At 59.8% G+C, this 19228-nt stretch carries 15 protein-coding genes; 10 read left to right on the forward strand and 5 right to left on the reverse strand.

Features of this window, described 5'->3' with window-relative positions; translation table 11 throughout:
- The first annotated feature begins 52 nt into the window (after window positions 1-52).
- The 5 genes from KUV39_RS09755 (at window position 53) to KUV39_RS09775 (ending at window position 7799) form a co-directional block, all read left to right on the forward strand.
- Entirely contained in the window at window positions 53-1330 is a 1278-nt protein-coding gene (locus tag KUV39_RS09755) for an N-acetylmuramoyl-L-alanine amidase (protein WP_222459654.1), read from the forward strand.
- Window positions 1331-1615: 285 nt separating this feature from the next.
- Window positions 1616-4117 (forward strand): penicillin-binding protein 1A, encoded by a 2502-nt coding sequence (locus KUV39_RS09760; RefSeq protein ID WP_222459655.1) that lies wholly within the window; start codon window positions 1616-1618, stop codon window positions 4115-4117.
- A gap of 148 nt (window positions 4118-4265) precedes the next feature.
- On the forward strand, window positions 4266-5390 hold the full coding sequence (gene prfB, locus KUV39_RS09765; protein WP_008562926.1) for a peptide chain release factor 2: 1125 nt from the start codon (window positions 4266-4268) through the stop codon (window positions 5388-5390).
- A 131-nt stretch (window positions 5391-5521) separates the two neighbouring features.
- The gene (locus KUV39_RS09770; RefSeq protein ID WP_222459656.1) at window positions 5522-6934 is read left to right on the forward strand and encodes an amidase; all 1413 of its coding nucleotides are present in this window, start codon (window positions 5522-5524) and stop codon (window positions 6932-6934) included.
- Between the two features lie 85 nt (window positions 6935-7019).
- Entirely contained in the window at window positions 7020-7799 is a 780-nt protein-coding gene (locus tag KUV39_RS09775) for a DUF2189 domain-containing protein (protein WP_008562927.1), read from the forward strand.
- A gap of 9 nt (window positions 7800-7808) precedes the next feature.
- On the opposite strand, the gene KUV39_RS09780 is transcribed toward KUV39_RS09775, so the two are convergent.
- Window positions 7809-8606, reverse strand: coding sequence for a helix-turn-helix domain-containing protein (locus tag KUV39_RS09780; protein ID WP_244998305.1), 798 nt, complete (start codon window positions 8604-8606; stop codon window positions 7809-7811).
- A 225-nt stretch (window positions 8607-8831) separates the two neighbouring features.
- Between KUV39_RS09780 and KUV39_RS09785 the strand changes: the two genes are divergently transcribed.
- A complete protein-coding gene (locus KUV39_RS09785; RefSeq protein ID WP_222459657.1) occupies window positions 8832-9323 on the forward strand; it encodes a hypothetical protein in 492 nt (163 codons plus the stop codon).
- A 78-nt stretch (window positions 9324-9401) separates the two neighbouring features.
- Here the strand turns inward: KUV39_RS09785 and ilvN are convergent, their stop codons facing one another.
- Together ilvN and KUV39_RS09795 are read right to left on the reverse strand one after the other, a co-directional pair.
- On the reverse strand, window positions 9402-9962 hold the full coding sequence (gene ilvN, locus KUV39_RS09790) for an acetolactate synthase small subunit (RefSeq protein ID WP_008559839.1): 561 nt from the start codon (window positions 9960-9962) through the stop codon (window positions 9402-9404).
- 66 nt (window positions 9963-10028) lie between these two features.
- Window positions 10029-11780: an acetolactate synthase 3 large subunit gene (locus tag KUV39_RS09795; protein ID WP_008562228.1), complete on the reverse strand. Its 1752-nt coding sequence runs from the start codon at window positions 11778-11780 to the stop codon at window positions 10029-10031.
- A 72-nt stretch (window positions 11781-11852) separates the two neighbouring features.
- Between KUV39_RS09795 and KUV39_RS09800 the strand changes: the two genes are divergently transcribed.
- Window positions 11853-12257 (forward strand): hypothetical protein, encoded by a 405-nt coding sequence (locus KUV39_RS09800; RefSeq protein ID WP_222459658.1) that lies wholly within the window; start codon window positions 11853-11855, stop codon window positions 12255-12257.
- Here the strand turns inward: KUV39_RS09800 and KUV39_RS09805 are convergent.
- A complete protein-coding gene (locus KUV39_RS09805; protein WP_008562152.1) occupies window positions 12245-12889 on the reverse strand; it encodes a response regulator transcription factor in 645 nt (214 codons plus the stop codon). The two genes, KUV39_RS09800 and KUV39_RS09805, sit on opposite strands and share 13 nt — an antisense overlap.
- A 72-nt stretch (window positions 12890-12961) precedes the next feature.
- Entirely contained in the window at window positions 12962-14389 is a 1428-nt protein-coding gene (locus tag KUV39_RS09810) for a cache domain-containing protein (RefSeq protein ID WP_046210979.1), read from the reverse strand.
- 265 nt (window positions 14390-14654) lie between these two features.
- Between KUV39_RS09810 and KUV39_RS09815 the strand changes: the two genes are divergently transcribed.
- From KUV39_RS09815 to KUV39_RS09825, 3 genes are all read left to right on the forward strand, one after another.
- Window positions 14655-15737 (forward strand): TRAP transporter substrate-binding protein, encoded by a 1083-nt coding sequence (locus KUV39_RS09815; RefSeq protein ID WP_008561043.1) that lies wholly within the window; start codon window positions 14655-14657, stop codon window positions 15735-15737.
- 161 nt (window positions 15738-15898) lie between these two features.
- On the forward strand, window positions 15899-16825 hold the full coding sequence (locus tag KUV39_RS09820; RefSeq protein ID WP_008559242.1) for a TRAP transporter small permease subunit: 927 nt from the start codon (window positions 15899-15901) through the stop codon (window positions 16823-16825).
- 16 nt (window positions 16826-16841) lie between these two features.
- Window positions 16842-19199, forward strand: coding sequence for a TRAP transporter large permease (locus tag KUV39_RS09825; RefSeq protein ID WP_008563261.1), 2358 nt, complete (start codon window positions 16842-16844; stop codon window positions 19197-19199).
- The last annotated feature ends 29 nt before the right edge of the window (window positions 19200-19228 follow it).

Below are 19228 nucleotides of genomic sequence, written 5' to 3' on the forward strand. Positions count from 1 at the left end.
GTAGGATGGCGGCAAGAGACGGGCTGGAAACGTTCAGAAAACGGGCAGGCGGATGATCCAAGGAAAATTCAACATGGCGCTGATGGCGGCTGTGGTGGCGGCTGGGGTGCTGGCGGCGCCTTTTGGACCGGGCCAGGCCGAGGCGCAAACGGCGAAGGGGCAGACGTTTAGCGGTCTTGCGCGCATTGATGCCTCCGCGACAGCGGCAGAGGATCGTCGCGGCGGTGTCGATCTGTCTCTGGGGCTGAGCCAAGGGGTTCCGTTCCGCGTGTTCACCCTGACAGAGCCGCCACGTGTGGTCGTCGATTTCCAAGAGGTCGATTGGTCGGGGATGTCTGCTGATGCCCTGTCCACAGCGGATGGCATTCGCAATGCGCAGTTTGGAACCTATGTGCCCGGCTGGTCCCGGTTGGTGCTGGAACTGGCCCGCCCCATGGGTGTTGACGGGGTGGCGATGGACGTGGATGAGGTCAGCGCTGCGGCGACACTGGCGGTGGCCTTGCGCGATACCACGGCAGAGCAGTTTGCCGCAAAGGCGGGCGCGCCGCGCGATGCGCGCTGGGATCTGCCTGCGCCGACCCCGATGACGGCGCCTGACAGCAAGGATTCGCTGGCACCGCTGTTGATCGTGATCGACCCCGGACATGGGGGGATCGATCCGGGGGCTGAAGCCGAAGCCGACGCGGGGCTTGTTCAGGAAAAGGACCTGATGCTGCAGTTTGCGATTGAACTGGGCGAAATGCTGGTGCGTTCAGGGCAGTTTGACGTGCAGCTGACGCGGGATGACGACTATTTTGTCTCGCTGGAACGCAGGATTGCGTTGGCGCATCAGGCCGAGGCGGATCTGTTCCTGTCGCTGCATGCAGATAGCCTGTCCGAAGGCCGTGCACATGGGACGACCGTCTATGTCCTGTCTGATGATGCCTCTGACGCTGCATCTGCCACATTGGTCGAACGCCACGAGCGGGGCGATCTGTTGGCGGGCAGTGACCTAAGCCATGTGGATGACAGGGTGACGGATGTGTTGCTGGATCTGGCCCGGCAGGAAACCCATCCCCGCTCCGAAGCACTGGCGCGCGCGCTGGTGACAGGCCTTAAGGCGCAGGGCGGTGACATGAACCGTCGCCCTTTGCGCGAGGCGGGTTTTTCGGTGCTGAAGTCTGCCGATATTCCCTCTGTTCTGGTTGAAGTCGGCTTTCTGTCCAGCCCTCGGGATCTGAACAACATTCTGGACGCCGATTGGCGTCGACGGACGGCGCGTGGCATCCTGAACGGGCTGATCGCCTGGCGGATCGAAGATGAGGCGACGCGGGCACTGGTTCGACAGTGACGGCGACAGTGACGCGTGGTTGGCAAAAAATGGCCGCCTGAGCCCGCATTCGGGGGCAGGGTGGTCCAGTTTGGTGTTATGATACAGATAAATGCCACACGCGCGGAACCGATACCGCATTCGCCGTGTTGGCAACAAAGGGGGAGGCGCGCGCAGCCATTCCCCGCAGTTTGCGAGGGTTTCTGCTGGTTTTGCAGGGCAGGTGGCGCCTATATGCTGTTTCCCGTTTTGACCCCACGCATCGCTGCGCCTATATAGGCGGCACTGCGCGAGAAAGGCTCTACAGTGGTCAGATTTATTCTATCGTTCTTTGGTTCCATCTTCAGCACCATCACGCTGGGCATCGCGATGATCGCGCTGACCATCGGCGCGGTGTTCTGGATCTATGGGCGCGACCTGCCCAGCCATGAGTCGCTGGCCCAGTACCAGCCGCCAACCATCAGCCGGATCTATTCTGGTGAAGGGCAGCTGATTGACGAATTCGCCCAGGAGCGGCGTCTGTTCACCCCGTCCGAGGAAATTCCCGATCTGGTGAAACAGGCCTTTATCTCGGCGGAGGACAAGAATTTTTACAGCCACAAAGGCTATGACATGCGCGGCATCGCCGCTGCGGCGGTTGAAGCGGTGCGATCGCGCGGGGACAACGTGCGCGGCGCCTCCACGATTACCCAGCAGGTGATGAAGAACTTCCTGCTTTCGGGCGACCGAAAGGCTGAGCGCAAGGTCAAGGAACTGATCCTGGCGTCGCGTCTTGAGGACACGTTGGGCAAGGAAGACATTCTGGAACTGTATCTGAACGAGATCTTCCTTGGTCAGAATTCCTATGGTGTGACCGCCGCCGCCCAGACCTATTTCAACAAGACCCTGAGTCAGCTGGCCCCGCATGAGGCCGCAACACTGGCCTCCATGCCCAAGGCGCCGTCGAAATATCATCCGGTGACGCAGCGCGACCGCCTTTTGGCCCGCCGCAATTACGTTCTGCGAGAGATGCGCGAGAACGGATATATCTCTGATGCGGTCTACAAGGTCGAGGTGGAACAGCCGCTGCGGTCGGTTCAGAACGGCGATTTTGACAGCTTCCGCAATGCGCTGCCGCCGCGGGACTATTTTACCGACGAAATCCGCCGCCAGCTGTCGCAGGACTTTGGCGAGGGAGAGTTCTTTACCGGTGGTTTTACCGTGCGCGCCACCATCGACGAGGAAATGCAGACCGAAGCTGCCGAAGCGCTGCGTGGGGGGCTTGAGAAATACGACCGCTCTCGCGGGGTGTGGCGTGGCACAGGTGTGAGCCTGCCTGAAGAAGCGCTGGCCGATGAAGCCACCTGGCGCGCTGCACTGAGCGAGGCGGAAGTGCCCCGCGACATCACCCTTGGCGGCAAGTGGCATCCGGCTGTGGTGTTGTCCGTTGGGGACCAAAGCCTTGAAGTTGGTGTTGAGGGTGTTGATGGCACCGGCTCTGTCCCGCGGGCCGACATCAAATGGATGAAGGGCAGTTTCCGGGACAACCTGTCTGTCGGCGATGTGGTTCATGTTCGCGCCGTCGAAAAAGACGGTGTGATCGACCATTGGTCGCTGCGGCAGGTGCCGGAGGTCCAGGGTGGCTTTGTCGCGATGGATGTGAACACAGGCCGTGTTCTGGCGATGCAGGGTGGTTTCTCTTACCAGCATTCTGTATTCAACCGCGCCACCCAGGCCCAGCGACAGCCGGGATCCAGCTTTAAACCGTTCGTCTATGCGGCGGCGCTGGACAGCGGTTACAGCCCTGCGACCATCGTTGTGGATGCTCCGATCGAGATCAATACGCCGCAGGGCCTGTGGCGGCCCAAGAACTCGACCAATAAATTCTACGGCCCGACCCCTCTGCGGACCGGGATCGAACAATCGCGGAACCTGATGACCATTCGTCTGGCGCAAGAGGTCAGCATGGAGGTCATCGCAGGCTATGCCGAACGCTTTGGCGTCTATGACAACATGGGCGCGTTTCTTGCCAACTCGCTTGGGGCTGAGGAAACGACGCTTTATCAGATGGTTGCAGCCTATGCGATGTTCGCCAATGGTGGCGAGCGGGTTCAGCCGACGCTTGTGGACCGTATCCAGGACCGTCGGGGCGAGACGATCTATCGTCACGATGATCGCGACTGTGTTGACTGCTCGTCGCCCCTTTTGCCTGCGGGCCAGTCCCCTCGCATCGTTGATAATCGTGAACAGGTCATGGACCCGATCACTGCGTATCAGCTGACTTCGATGATGAAAGGTGTGGTCGACCGCGGTACCGCCTCCAGCGTGATCAACCTGCCGGTGCCCACCGCCGGTAAAACCGGCACAACCAATGACTCCCGCGATGTGTGGTTTGTCGGCTTTACCTCCAACATTGTGGCAGGCTGCTACATGGGGTTTGACCAGCCGCGGCCGATGGGGCGTGGCGCCTACGGTGGCACCATGTGTGGTCCGGTGTTCCAGCAGTTCATGAAGACAGCGACCGAGAAATACGGTGGTGGCCCGTTCAAGGTTCCGGAAGGCGGACATTTCATCAAGATCGACCGCTTTACCGGGGCGCGTCTGCCTGATGAAGCCTCCGGTGCTAATGTGGTGGCAGAGTATTTCCGCGACGGTGCAGAACCGATCTTTGGCCTGGCGTTTGACGGCGGCTTTGCGATGGGATCAAACCTGCCGCTGTTTGAGGAAGTGCAGCAGTCCGGGCGCCGGGTGACCACCTCTGATGGTGGAACTGCCGTGCTTGGGCCCAAGGCGAACTTTGGCACCATCAGCTCTGGCGGCTTGTACTGACGCCAGGTTTTTCCGCAGTGTTTTTGGGACCGGGGAGGGGCAACACCCTCTCCGGTCTTTTCATTGAGACCGCAGGTTCGCCTTGGCTTGCCCGCAGCGCGCGGGTGGTTTATCACGCAGGCCTGATACGTGACTTCAAGGGATTGCCATGCGCGCCGAGACTCAGAACATCGTGACCGATATCGAAAAGTCGCTTGAGCTGCTGGCTCAACGTCTGGATTGGGAAACCGCGGAGTTTCGCCTCGAGGAATTCAACGCCCGTGTCGAAGACCCCAACCTGTGGGATGACGCCGACGCAGCGCAGGCGCTCATGCGTGAACGCCAGATGCTGGTGGATGCGATCGATACCTATAAGTCGATCAAGCAAGAGCTTGCCGACAACATCGAGCTGATCGAGCTTGGCGAAATGGAAGATGACAACGAGGTCGTCAAGGACGCCGAAGAGGCGCTTGTTGCGCTGAAGGAGAAGGCCGCCGAGAAGGAGCTTGAAGCGCTTCTGGATGGTGAGGCGGACAGCAACGACACCTTCCTTGAGATCAACGCAGGCGCAGGCGGCACCGAGAGCTGTGACTGGGCCTCTATGCTGGCGCGGATGTATGTGCGTTGGGCCGAGAAGAAGGGCTACAAGGTTGAACTGCAGTCCGAAAGCGCAGGCGACGAAGCGGGCATCAAATCCGCTGCCTACAAGATTTCCGGCCATAACGCTTATGGCTGGCTGAAATCCGAAAGCGGCGTGCATCGTCTGGTTCGGATCTCGCCATATGACTCGGCAGCGAAGCGGCACACCTCGTTCAGCTCTGTCTGGGTCTATCCGGTTGTGGATGACAACATCGAAATCGATGTGAACCCTGCCGATATCCGCGTGGATACCTATCGTTCCTCCGGTGCCGGCGGTCAGCACGTGAACACCACCGACTCGGCTGTGCGGATCACCCACATCCCGACCGGGATTGTGGTGACCTCTTCCGAGAAGTCGCAGCACCAGAACCGCGATATCGCCATGAAGGCCCTGAAATCCCGGCTTTATCAGCAGGAGCTGGACCGTCGGAACGCCGATATCAACGCCGCGCATGAAGCCAAGGGCGATGCAGGCTGGGGCAACCAGATCCGGTCTTATGTCCTGCAACCCTACCAGATGGTGAAAGATCTGCGCACCAGCCACGAGACCTCTGACACCAAGGGAGTTCTGGATGGGGACCTGGATGGTTTCATGGCGGCCACGCTCGCGCTGAATGTCGCTGGCAAAAGCCGCTCTGAGGCGCAGGGCGACTGAGGTCGCGACAGGCCCGACATCGGGTCTATTCAATCCAACGTTGAAATTAGATCACCCGGTTGCGTCGCAAGCGGGTTTTCTTTGGTTTTCCGGGTCGCTAGGCTGTTTTTGTACAGCAGGCGAGGGCGATCATGTCAGCACATTTCCAAAGCGCACGTCAGGTTCTGCGCGATCTTGCGACGCGCAAGCTCACGGCGGCAGAGCTGATGGAGCACACGCTGGCGCGGATTGATGCGCTGAACCCCGACATCAACGCCATCGTCGCCCGGCGCGATGGGGCGGAGCTGATGAAAGAGGCTGAAACCGCCGATCACGCCCGCACCCGCGGGCCACTGCATGGGCTGCCGATTGCGATCAAGGATCTTGCCAATGTGGCGGGGCTGACGACGACGCAGGGCTCGCCCATGTTGCGCGATTTCGTTCCGGCGGAGGACGAGCTGTTCGTTGCGCGGCTGCGCGCGGCGGGTGCCATCATCATTGGCAAGACAAACACGCCGGAATTTGGGCTTGGGTCGCATACGTTCAACCCCGTTCATGGCGCTACGGCCAACCCCTATGATACCACGCGCAGTTGCGGGGGCTCCTCTGGGGGCGCGGCGGCGGCTCTGGCGACTGGAATGCTGTCGCTGGCGGATGGCTCTGACATGATGGGATCGCTGCGCAACCCTGCGGGCTGGTGCAACGTCTATGGATTCCGTCCCACGTGGGGGCGGGTGCCCAGCCAACCGCGGGGGGATCTGTTTCTGCATCCTCTCGCCACAATCGGCCCGATGGCCCGAAGCCCCGAGGATCTCGCGATCCTTCTGGATGTGATGTCCGGCGCTGATCCACGCCAGCCCCTATCGGCGACCTGCTGGGCTGACAGCCCCACAGCGCCGCTGCCGACCGCGCAACCCATGCGGATCGGCTGGCTGGGGGACTGGGGCGGAGCCTATCCGATGGAACCGGGCATTCTTGAAACCACGCGGGCCAGCCTGGATGTGCTGGCCGATCTCGGGCACAGGATCGAAGAGGTTCAGCCGCCATTCCCGGCGGATCGGATTTGGCAGGCCTGGTCGACCTTGCGCAGCTATGCATTGGCTGCGAGCCTGCGGATTTTCGCAGGTCAGCGCGGGCAGTTGAAGGCCAGCGCCCAATGGGAGCTGGACCGTGGATTGGCGTTGACCGGTCAGGAGGTCCAGTCTGCATCCGATCTGCGCTCAGACTGGCAGCGTTCGGCTGCGCGGTTGTTTGAACGCTACGACGCGCTGATCCTGCCTACCGCCCAATGCTGGCCTTTTGACATCAAGATGGGCCATCCGACGCGCATCAACGAGGTGGCGATGGATACCTACCACCGCTGGATGGAGGTGGTTGTCCCGGTCAGCCTGCTTGGCCTGCCCTCTGTGGCGGTGCCAGCAGGTTTTGGAGACGAGGGCCTGCCGATCGGTGTTCAGATGTTTGGAGCTCATGGCAGGGATCGGGCGCTGCTGGCCTTGGCACAGCAATATCATGAGGCCACGGATTGGCCCAACCGCCGTCCGCCGCCGGGGCCCAACCCCTGACAGATCGCAACAGCACAGCCGACAGGCAACAGCGGCAGAAGGGCCAGAGCAGCAGACAGGCCAGAAAGAGGAGGAGCGTCATCTGATGGAGGAAAAGGAATTCGGAGTGCCGCAGCTGCGGCCCATGTCAGCCGGCATCCTGCGGGAGGCATTGGCGCGGGGCTGGGCAGATTTCCGGGCGCGCCCCGGTTTCGGGCTGTTCTTTGCTGGTGTCTATGTGCTCGCGGGCTGGATGATGGCCTGGGTCACGATGGCGACTGGCACGACCTTCTGGCTGGTCCTTGCGGCAATCGGATTTCCGCTGATCGGCCCCTTTGCCGCGGTCGGCCTATATGAGGTTTCCCATCGGCTGGATGAACGCCAACCCATGACTACGCGCGATATTCTGGGCGTTGTGCTGCATCAACGCCGCCGCCAGCTGCCGTCGATCTGTGCCATCATCGTTATCGTTTTTCTGTTCTGGTTTTTTCTGGGGCATATGATTTTTGCCCTGTTTCTGGGGCATTCCACGATGACCAATATCTCGACCTCGGCCGACGTTTTTTTGACGGGCAACGGGCTCTTGATGTTGGCTGTGGGCACCGGGGTGGGGGCCGTGTTCGCCCTGCTGTTGTTCATGATCACGGTCCTGTCGCTTCCGCTGTTGCTGGACCGCGAGGTCGATTTCGTCACGGCCATGATCACCAGCTTCAGCTACGTCCAAAGCAATTTTCTGATGATGCTGATTTGGGCGGCGGTAATTGCGGTTGCGACCTTTGTGGCGATGGTGCCGGGGTTTCTGGGGCTGTTCTTGGTGTTGCCTCTGCTGGGCCACGCCAGCTGGCATGTCTATCGGTTGATCTCGCAGCCGGAGGGGGCGGCCTGATCCAACGCTCTAGCGAAACTGGCGTCCGGGGTTCAGCAGGCGGCGTTCAAACTGGGTCAGCGCCTGTTCCGCAAGGAACCCCGCCGTGCGGGCCGCGCGCAACACGGCTGCGGTGTCCTGGCCGAGGTATTCATAGAGCATTCTGGCCACGCGATCCCCGTGGTCGCTTTCGTGCGTGGTACGGGCAAGATAGCCTGACCAGAAATGCCCCTCCATCGTTGGCACTTTGGTCAGGTAGTTGAAGGTCGCAGTGACCGATCCGCGCCGCGCGATCAGAAAGGCGACGCCATCGTCCTGACTGGTGACCAGACCGCGAAACTCTCTGGATCGGGCATCGACCGGCAGGCCCTGATACAGCATCGCGGCCCTGGCCTCGTAGCCGCGTACATAGGTCACGCCATCGCGGCGAAACACGTAGACCAATCCCTGAACGTAACGATCCTGACGGACAAAGCTGCGTCGGACAAATCGGTAGAGGCCTGATGGAAAGAAATCATCCGTCAGCCGCGTGATCCCCGCGCCGAGAAAATCCGCAAGTTCGGGCCCCTGAAGGATCTGCCCCTTGGTGGCGAGTTGATCGACAGGATCGAGCAGAATGCGCGCATCCACGTCAAAAAAGCTACAAATCCGGTCAAGGATGTCAGGTCGAGGAAAGCTCTCGCCAGTGAGATAGCGGTTGAGTTGCGTCCGGTTGATGCCCAAACGGCGAGAAAGTTCAGAGATCGACGGATATTGCTGGGCGAGCTGGCGCAGATTCGCACCAAACATGGATCGCAGTTCAACCGGAGATCTTTGATTTTTACCCATGCAGATCAATCATTTGATGGTGGTCAGAGGTCTTGTTTTGAAATTTGTTAACCGTTGTTCTGAACAAAATAGCACAGGTTCGTTGGAAAATCGTGTCTGCTGATGCTAACTAGCGTCAAAATAGCATAAATCGGACACAAAGTGATCAATTGGTTTTTCGAGGTTCACGGTGTCCCACGGATGTGATTTATCACAAAATATAGGCAGACTTATGCGAGGCTTGATATGATTGGCGTCATTCTTTGGGCGGATCGAAATCTACGTCAGGCCATGATCTGGTGCGAGGATCATGGCGACCTTGCGTATTATCGTTGGACTGCCGACGAGGCCCCGCTTGCACTGAGCAAGGGGGATTGCGTGTCCTTCTCGATCACCATCGAGGGAAGCCTGCGGATCGCCAGCAATCTGGAGCGGCTGAGCACAGAGCAGTCAAATGATCTCAGTGCTCAGTTGGCGTGGGGGCGGCAGCTTGGTGCATCACATCCTGCGCAGGAGGCAGGTTACCGGGCGCCGGGGCCAATTGACCTGACCAGTGCAAATAGTGGGACGGTCATGACCTGGGCCGAAGCGCGCGAGGATCCTCTGTTTATCGACATGCCCGCCTTCGGAGAGCCTGACGCCCCTGCTGTGGCGCTGGATGGGGCGGAAGAGATGGGCAACGTCATCTCCTTTCCAGATCAGGCGGAACGGGCAGCTCGTCAGGCGCGGCGCGCCTGAAGGCAGATCACCACCTGCACTGAACGAAAAAAGGCGACGCCTCTGCGCCGCCTTTTGATTTTGTTGGGTGCTGATCGATCAGTTGCCGCGCAGCAGTGCCGCAACGCCAGTGCGGGCGATTTTGGTCAGCCCCAAGGGCCGCATCATTTCGGCAAATGCGTCGATTTTGTCCGGTGCGCCGGTCAGTTCAAAGATGAAGCTGTTGAGCGTGGTATCTACCACCTTGGCGCGGAAAATCTCTGCCAGGCGCATGGCTTCGACGCGCTTGTCACCTTCACCCACCACTTTGACGATGGCCAATTCACGCTCGACAAAGGGGCCGGCCACGGTGAGATCGGTGACTTCATGCACCGAAACAATCCGGCCCAGCTGTGCCTTGATCTGCTCAATCACCTGCGGGGTCCCGGTGGTAACGATGGTGATGCGCGACAGGTGGCCTGTGTGATCAACCTCGGCCACGGTGAGGCTGTCGATATTGTAGCCGCGGCCCGAAAACAGCCCGATGACGCGCGCCAGAACACCGGGTTCGTTTTCCACCAGAATGGTGATGGTGTGACGTTCCTGAACATCCGAGAAATTCGGACGTAGGTTATAGGCGGAGTGGCTGGTGGAGCCTTTTTTGATGTGTAGGGCAGACATTTACGTCCCTTTCCTAAAAATCGGGGCAGGGCGATGTCGCCCCGCAGTATCTGTTCCTGAACCGGCTTAAACCAGCACCGCGCCGCCGGACTGGATGACGCCTTGGGTTTCGGCCTCGCCCAGCAGCATCTCGTTGTGCGCCTTGCCCGAGGGGATCATCGGGAAGCAGTTCTCATGCTTTTCCACCAGGCAGTCAAAGATGACCGGACCGTCATAGTTGATCATCTCCATGATTGCGTCGTCCAGATCCTTGGGATCGCTGACGCAGATGCCCTTGGCGCCAAAGGCTTCGGCGAGCTTCACGAAATCGGGCAGGGCTTCGGACCAGGAGTGGCTGTAGCGTTCGCCATGCAGCAGTTCTTGCCACTGGCGCACCATGCCGAGACGTTCGTTGTTGAGGATGAACTGTTTCACCGGCAGGCGGTACTGCACGGCGGTGCCCATTTCCTGCATGTTCATCAGCCAAGAGGCCTCACCCGCGACGTTGATGACCAGAGCATCGGGATGCGCCACTTGCACCCCGATAGAGGCCGGCGTGCCATAGCCCATCGTGCCGAGACCACCGGAGGTCATCCAACGGTTCGGATCCTCAAACCCAAGGAACTGCGCGGCCCACATCTGGTGCTGGCCCACCTCGGTTGTGATGTAGCGGTTGTGTCCTTTGGTGAGGGCTTCAAGCCGTTCAAGGGCATACTGCGGTTTGATGGTGCCTTCGGATGCCGTGTAGGCAAGGCAACGCACATCGCGCCATTCTGTGATCTGAGACTGCCACTTGGCGATCGACTCGCTGTCCACCTTGCGGCCGCGGCTTTTCCAGATTTTCAGGATGTCTTCCAGCACATGCCCCACATCGCCGACGATGGGGATGTCGACGCGGATCACCTTGTTGATGGACGACGGGTCGATGTCGATATGCGCTTTGATCGAATTGGGGCTGAAGGCATCCAGACGACCGGTGATCCGGTCATCGAAACGGGCGCCGATGTTGATCATCAGATCGCAGTCGTGCATCGCCATGTTGGCCTCGTAGAGGCCATGCATCCCCAGCATCCCAAGCCAGTTCTTGCCAGAGGCAGGATAGGCGCCGAGGCCCATCAGGGTCGAGGTAACCGGGATGCCTGTCGCATCCACCAGTTCACGCAGCAACTGGCTGGCGCCGGGGCCGGAGTTGATGACGCCGCCGCCCGTGTAGAACACTGGCCGCTTGGCGGTTTCCAGCGCGGCCACCAGTTCGGTGATGGCGTCGAGGTCGCCCTTGACCGGGGGCTGATAGTGGGAGGCTGCCGGTTTCGGCGCGTGATAGGTGCCTGTGGCGAACTGCACATCCTTGGGAATGTCGATCAGCACCGGACCGGGACGGCCGGCGGTTGCAACATGAAAGGCCTCGTGCAGGGTCCCTGCGAGCTTCTCGGTGTCCTTTACCAGCCAGTTGTGCTTGGTGCAGGGACGGGTGATGCCCACGGTGTCTGCTTCCTGAAAGGCGTCAGAGCCGATCATGAAGGTTGGCACCTGACCTGTGAGAACAACCAGCGGAATGGAATCAAGCAGGGCATCCGTCAGGCCGGTTACCGCATTGGTTGCCCCAGGGCCGGAGGTCACGAGCACAACGCCCGGCTTGCCGGTCGAGCGTGCATAGCCTTCCGCGGCGTGAACCGCCCCCTGTTCGTGGCGCACAAGAATGTGGCGAATGTCATTCTGCAGGAAGATTTCGTCATAAATCGGCAGCACAGCCCCGCCAGGGTAGCCGAAGACGGTGTCGACCCCCTGATCCTTCAGGGCTTGAACAACCATTTTTGCGCCGGTCATCTCACGTGTCATCTGCTTATTGCTCCAATTGGCGGCATCGTCCGTTTCGCATAAAAAAAGCCCCCGATTTCAGGTCGGAGGCGCATGGGTTCGATTATGGTGTACCGTTACCGGCCCATGCGCATGGTTCCTACGATTACGACTAGGGTTTTCATCGCGCTGGCTCCTCTTAGCGTTGAAGCGGACCTTATGACCGGGGGGAGGGGGCGTCAACAGGCAAAAGAGATCAAAACACCCGGTTTTGAGAAATTTTCTTGCGTGAGCCTGTTGGCTTGCGACATTTTCAGGTTTTTGAGTGCGGAAATGCTGCTCAATTCGGTCTCAACTGCGAGTTTTGTTTCTCGGTTGGCAGCGCCGCCAGAGTGGGAGATGCCGGAATCCCGAAAAAAGGGTCCCATTGCGGACGTATTTTGGCGCGGGGCGCGCTGCGTCGCAGCAGATTGGTGGAACGTGCGGAAAGGGGCCAGCCCGGCGGGTCAGAAACTGTGACCGGTCCCCTGCAAAACGCCATGTTCCAACGCATATCGCGTCAGACCCGCGGTAGAAGAGATCCCCAGTTTGCGTTTGATATTCTTGCGATGGGTTTCGACAGTGCGCACAGAAATATCAAGCGCCAGCGCAACATCCTTGTTGGATTTGCCCTGTGCGAGTTCCAGCAGAATGGTCTGTTCGCGCCCGGTCAACGCCTCGCGGTCGGGATTGTCCTTGGGTTTGAGAGAGCCCTCCGCTCCGGTGCAGAGATAGGTTTCGCCGGACATGACGGCATCAATGGCCTGGCGGATTTCTTCGGTGGGGACATCCTTCAGCACATAGCCCATCGCACCATGGGACAGTGCAGAAGAGATGTATTCCGGGCTGTCATGCATCGACAGGATCAGGATCCGGGTCTTGGGGGCTTCCTCAAGGATGATCTCGGTCGCGCTCAACCCGCCCAGTTTCGGCATGTTCAGATCCATCAGGATCACATCGGGATTGAGCGCGCGAGCCTGCGCAACCGCTTCTTCGCCGTTGGAGGGAATGCCGACGACCTCAATATCGTCATAGCTTTCCAGAATGGACTGGATGCCTTCGGCGACCATGGGGTGATCATCTACAATCAGAACGCGGATGGTGTCTGGCATGGCTGCCCTCGTTTTGGTCTGGTGGCCCGGTTGGAGCCGTCCGGACGCGGGGGTCCGAACATGTTGCGCAGGTCAGGAGACCCACTTGGATGCTGACGCCTCTCCGGGGGGCAGCAGGTGGCTGAGTGGCAGCAGAACTTCGATCACCGTGCCGCTTTGCGCCCCACGTGATGACAAAATCCGCAGGGTTCCGTCAAGCTGTTCAATCCGCTCTTGCATGTTGCGCAGCCCAATTCCCGGGCCAGAGCGGTCCTGGGCGGGGGGCAGGCCGCGCCCATTGTCGGTGATGCGCATGGTGGCGCCGCGTGCGTGCCCACGCAGATCCATCGTGACCTCGCTTGCCTCGGCGTGGCGTTCGATATTGGTGAGCGCCTCCTGCGCGATGCGATACAGCGCGATCTTGGCCTCTTCGTCCAAACGGTTGCGGAACACCACCGTGCTGAAACGGGTTTCGATTCCGGTGCGCGCCGCGAAATCATCTGTCAGGGCTTTCAGTGCAGGGCCAAGGCCGAGGTCATCCAGAACACCGGGGCGCAGATCGCGGCTGATGCGGCGAACTTCGGTGATTGCAGTGCCAAGGTTGGAGATCCCTTTGTTGAGGGGGTCTTCGACCCGGTCAAAATCACCGCGCGTCAGCCGCCTGCGGGCATTGTCGAGGGCATAGCGCACCCCAACCAAGAGCTGACTGATCCCGTCGTGCAGCTCTCGCGCAACGCGGCCGCGCTCTTCCTCCTGGGCATCAAACACCCGCTGGGTCAGCTCTTTCAGCTTGGCATCGGCAAGGCGGCGTTCGCGGATGTTCAGAACCATCCCAGAGGCAAAGACCAGGCCAAGCGCAAACAGCGTGATCGCACCGATGTAATAAAAGGTCCGTTGGATCCGGCTTTCTACATCCGCGCGGGAGGCCGCAACAGAGGCGAGCACGTCATCGATGAAAACACCCGTGCCGATCGCCCATTGCCAGTCCTGCAGCCCCATCACATAGGCGACCATCTGGGCTTCCTCACCGGTTGAGGGTTTTTCCCACATGAAAGTGTGCCATCCCGCGCCCTGACGGGCGAGGCGGATGAATTCATCCACGACGGGTGTGCCGCGACTGTCCGTCAGCCCGCTCCAGTTCTTGTTGATGTAGTCGGTTTGGCGTGGGCTGACGAGATTGGTGCCGTCATAATCATAGACAAAGAAGAACCCGTCCCGCCCGTAGATCATCGCGCTGAGGATCTGGGTGACCTGTTCCTTGGCTTCGGCGTCATCCGGTGCCGCCAGCCCGTAGATGTGGGAAAAGCCGTTACGCGCCTGTGTCACATAATTGCGCAGTTCCGCCATCTTGGCCTGCAGGAGCTGTTTTTCCAGCGCCTGAATTTCGCGTTCGGCGAGCTCGCGGGATTGGATTGAAACAAGGACCGCGATGGCGGCTCCGGCCACGATGAGGGGCAGGGTCGCCAGCAGAGACAGCTTTTGCGCGTAATTGGGGCGCAGGAATTCCGGGATCAGACGCATGGTCGAATCGTTACGCAATCGGATTGAGGAATCAAAGCCCAGAAACGTGCGCAAGGCGCACAGTCGGCCGCTAACAGCTGCCTGAGGGCAGGGGCTGGCTTTGCGGGGTGCATGGATTTTGGACAAAAAAGTTGTCCAAATTGCGACTTTCTACGCAGTAGTAGGTATTCACATGCTGCGCGGTCTGGATAGGCTTGCTCCACTCGATGAGATCCACTCCGGCCGTCTGGTTCGGGGTTATCCAAATAAATGGGAGGAGAAACCTATGGATCGTCGTTCTTTTCTGAAGACATCCGCGCTGGGTGGCGGCGCAGCTGCCGCAACCACTCTGGCAGCACCGGCCTATGCACAGGGCAAGCGTACCCTGACCATGGTCACCACATGGGGCCGTGGCCTGGCAGGTGTGCATGACTCTGCTCAGCGTGTTGCAGACAACATCACCACCATGTCCGATGGTCAGCTGACCGTTGACCTGAAAGCCGCAGGCGAGCTGGTTGGTGCATTCGAAGTTTTTGACGCCGTGACCTCTGGTCAGGCCGACATGTACCACGGTGCGGACTACTATTTCGTGGGTCAGCATCCGGGTTATGCCTTCTTCACCGCTGTTCCCTTCGGTCTGACCGCTCAGGAACTGGTGAACTGGTACTACCAGGACGGCGGCATGGAGCTGCATGACGAGCTGGGCCAGATCTTTGGTCTGAAGTCCTTCCTGGCGGGCAACACCGGCGCGCAGGCGGGTGGCTGGTTCTCCAAAGAGATCAACAGCCCCGAAGATTTCAACGGCCTGAAGTTCCGTATGCCGGGTCTGGGTGGCAAGGCACTGGGTAAACTGGGCGCATCCGTTCAGAACATTCCGGGCTCCGAAGTGTATCAGGCGCTGTCCTCCGGCGCGATTGACGGCACCGAGTGGATCGGCCCCTGGGCGGACGAGAAAGCCGGCTTCCAGGAAATCACCAAGACCTACTACACCGCGGGCTTCCACGAGCCGGGCGCAGGTCTGTCTGTTGCAACCAACCGTGACGTCTTCGAGGGCCTGAGCCCGGCACATCAGAAGATCATCGAAGTGGCTGCAGCCGAAGCACACCAGTGGAACCTGAGCCAGTTCCTGGCCAACAACGGTGCCGCTCTGCAGCGTCTGCAGGCCGGTGGCGTCAAGGTCATGGAATTCCCGGACAGCGTTTGGGACGCATTCGGCAAGGCCTCCATGGAAGTGCACGAAGAGAACCTGGGCGACGAGCTGTACAAGAAGATCTACGACAGCGCGATGGCCTCCATGAAGGCGTCTTCGGCCTGGCACAACCTGTCCTCCAGCGCCTACACCGCGCAGCGCGACCGCGTACTGGGCTAAGCCCGCAGGACGGTTTAAATCGGATCCCCCGCGATGTGCGGGGGATCTTTCGCAATTGCAGCAGGCACCGGTGGCATGAACCGCCCGTCCCGAACGCGCCCGGCGAACGTTCATCCGTTCCGGCCTGAGGCCCGCGCTGCACGCAATCAATCGAGGGAAAAATGCAGGACGAAAGTGGCATTTCCTTTTTCGGGGCCCTATTCGGCGGTCTGTACTGGTTGATCCAGAACATCGCTGGCGCCTTCTACAACTTTGGCTATGCCGTCACCCACCCGCAGCTGTGGCTGGACTGGTCGGACAAAGCCTCCATCATGCGGTTCGTCTACTATGGCGGGTCGGTCGAGTTCTTCTTTGTGGTGTTCACCGCATTCCTGCTGCTGACGGCTGTTGGCATGTATCGCCGTTCGATCATGTGGGGCGTGGTGCGCGGGCTGGAGGGCTTTGCCAACACGCTGGGACGCCTCTTTGCCTGGGCGGGTCTTTTGATGGTGCTGCAGCAGATCGTGATCGTGTTCATGCAGCGGGTGTTTGCCCGCCCGGACATGAGCTTTGGTCTCGGCATCGCGCTGGAAAAGGATATCAGTTGGTTCGCAGAAGAGCTCAAGCTCTACAACGCCCTCGTGGTGTGCCTGTGCGTCACCTACACCTTTGTACAGGGCGGACATGTGCGCGTTGACCTGATCTATTCGGGCATCAGCTTTCGCGCCAAGCGCATGGTGGACATGATCGGTTCGCTGATCTTCATGATGCCTGCGGCCGTTCTGACCTGGATGTATGGCTGGTATTTCCTGTGGCGTCATCTGATCGTACCAAAGCCGTCGGCCTCTGACACGCTGGAGCGCCTGGTCATGAAATCCCGCGCGCTGCGCTGGAACGTGGAAACGATCGGTTTCAGCCCCAACGGCTTTAACGGCTATTTCCTCTTCAAGATCTTGCTGGTGACATTCGCCGGTATCGTCTTCCTGCACGCGATTGCCTTCTTCTACCGCTCATATCTGGAGTTCGTGGAAGGTCAGGGCAGCGAGAACAAGCACCTCGACAAGGACAGCCTTGGTGAAGGTGAAGAAGCCTATGAAGGCGCGCATTAAATAAGGGACGGCACCCATGCTATTCGGACTTGATGGCGTTGAAATCGGCCTAATCATTGTCTTTTTCTGCCTCTTCGGGGGTATCCTCTCTGGCTTTCCGGTGGCCTTTGCCATCGGTGGTGCCGGGGTCATCTCCTTCGGGATCATTGCCGCGCTCGACAGCGCGGGGATCCTGATCCACCAGGCCATCGACACCTCGTCGCAGGCCTATCGGGATCTGCTCGCCACTGGCGTGAAAACAGATGCAGTCTCGGTATTCAGATATCCGGACTTGCCCAGAATTGGCGAGCCGGTCTTCCCGCAGGGGTGGGAAGTTGCGATGGACCGCAACATCTCCTTCATCGTGAACCGCATGAACGAACGTGTTCTGGCCGGTGCATCGATCGAAACCCTGCTGGCGGTTCTGATGTTCGTTCTGATGGGCATCACTCTGGAACGCTCCAAGATTGCAAACGATCTGCTGACCACCATGGCGCGCGTCTTTGGCCCGCTGCCCGGCGGTCTGGCTGTGTCCATCGTTGTTGTGGGCGCCTTCCTAGCGGCCTCCACCGGCATCGTGGGCGCGACGGTTGTGACCATGGGCCTGCTGGCCTTGCCGACCATGCTGCGCAACAACTACTCGCCGGAACTGGCGACAGGGGTGATCGCAGCCTCCGGTACGCTTGGGCAGATCATTCCGCCGTCGATCGTTATCGTTCTGCTCGGCACCTTGGCGGGGGATCTCTACTCCACCGCGCAGGAAACGCGCGCGCAGGAGTTTGGTTGCTCTGATGCGCTGACCTATCTGGGTGAACCGGCCGTTGTTTCGGTTGGGACATTGTTCCAGGCGGCGCTGCTGCCAGGCATCATGCTGGCTCTGCTTTATGCGCTTTATGCCTTTGGCTATGCCATGCTGAACCCGTCCAAGGCCCCGGCTGTGGTGCTGGAAGGCGGGACCGGCGAGCCAATCACCCGTGGCGAAGGCCTGACCTGGTTCCTGGGTGTTCCGGTGGCAATCATTGCAGGTGCGATGCTTCTTGGTCAGGTGAACCTGATCGGCAGCCAGAACGTCAACGTCTCTGCCTTCTCTGACGCAGGTCAGACAGCATCGCTGCGCACCAACGTCGGCGAAGACTGTAAGGCGGCCATGATTGATCTGCATGGTCAGGAGGCCTGGGATACTGCGGTTGCAGAACAGGAAGCCATCGACGCGGCTGGCGGCGTGGCAGAGGCGACCAAGCTGACCGAAGAAGAACTGGAAGCAGCCCGCATCGCGAAGATCGAAGCAGCTGCACCGATCGGCACCGGTCTGACTGTTCTGATGGTCATGGCGGGTCTGGTTCTGGCAGTGGGTCGCGGCGTGTCTCCCTCGGCTGATCCCAAACCGCTGATCATTGGCGCCATCGGCGTGCTGTTGATTGCCTTGGTCGACGTGGTGGCGATTGCCCCGACGACAAGCCCGGGTGTGACGGTTCTGCTGATTGCTCTGCCGACGCTTCTGGTCCTTTACGGCTGCAAGGCAGCAGCTGCGCGCTGTGCCAAGAATGATCTGATCCGCGTGGTGTTCCCGCCTCTGGTTCTGATCGTGGCCGTGCTTGGCTCCATCCTTGGTGGCATCACCAACCCGACGCCCGCAGCGGCCCTGGGTGCAGGTGGCGCGATCATGCTGGCAGCCTATCGCAAGCTGCAGGATCAGGGCAAATCGGGCAAGATCATCATCTGGGCAACCTTTGCCGTGGCGATCTGTATCCTGGTTGGCGTGAACTTCGATCTGCGCATCAACGGCCAGGAAGGTGTCAGCGCCGAAACCGTCATCGCCTTTGGCGTGGCATATGGTGCATATATCTTTGCACTGTTCGGTCTGATCTACGGCTGCTGGGTGCTGTTCAAGGGCGGGGTTCTGACCCCAGTTGTCCGCGAAACGGCCAAGGTGACCTCGATGGTGTTTACCATCCTGATCGGCTCGCAGCTCCTGAACCTGGTGGTGATCTCCTTTGGTGGCGAACACTACATCCAGCAGTTCCTCAAGAGCTTTGACAGCGAGCTGAAGGTCTTCCTGATCGTCATGGTGGTTCTGTTCATCCTGGGCTTCGTGCTCGATTTCCTGGAGATCATCTACATCGTGATCCCCATCGTGGGTCCGGTTATCTACGGTGGTTCCTTCGATCCGAAGTGGGTGACGATCATGGTTGCGGTGAACCTTCAGACCTCGTTCCTGACGCCACCTTTCGGCTTTGCGCTATTCTACCTGCGCGGGGTTGCGCCAAAAGAGGTGACGACTGGCCATATCTACCGCGGGATCCTGCCATTTGTGCTGATCCAGGTGGTTGGTCTGGGCATCCTGTGGACCTTCCCGTCGATCGTGACGATTGTCCCGGCGCTGATCCCGAACTGATCTTGCGATCCATATGACTGAAAAAGGGC

It is taken from the genome of Phaeobacter italicus, assembly GCF_019801785.1.
Lineage (GTDB): Bacteria > Pseudomonadota > Alphaproteobacteria > Rhodobacterales > Rhodobacteraceae > Phaeobacter > Phaeobacter italicus.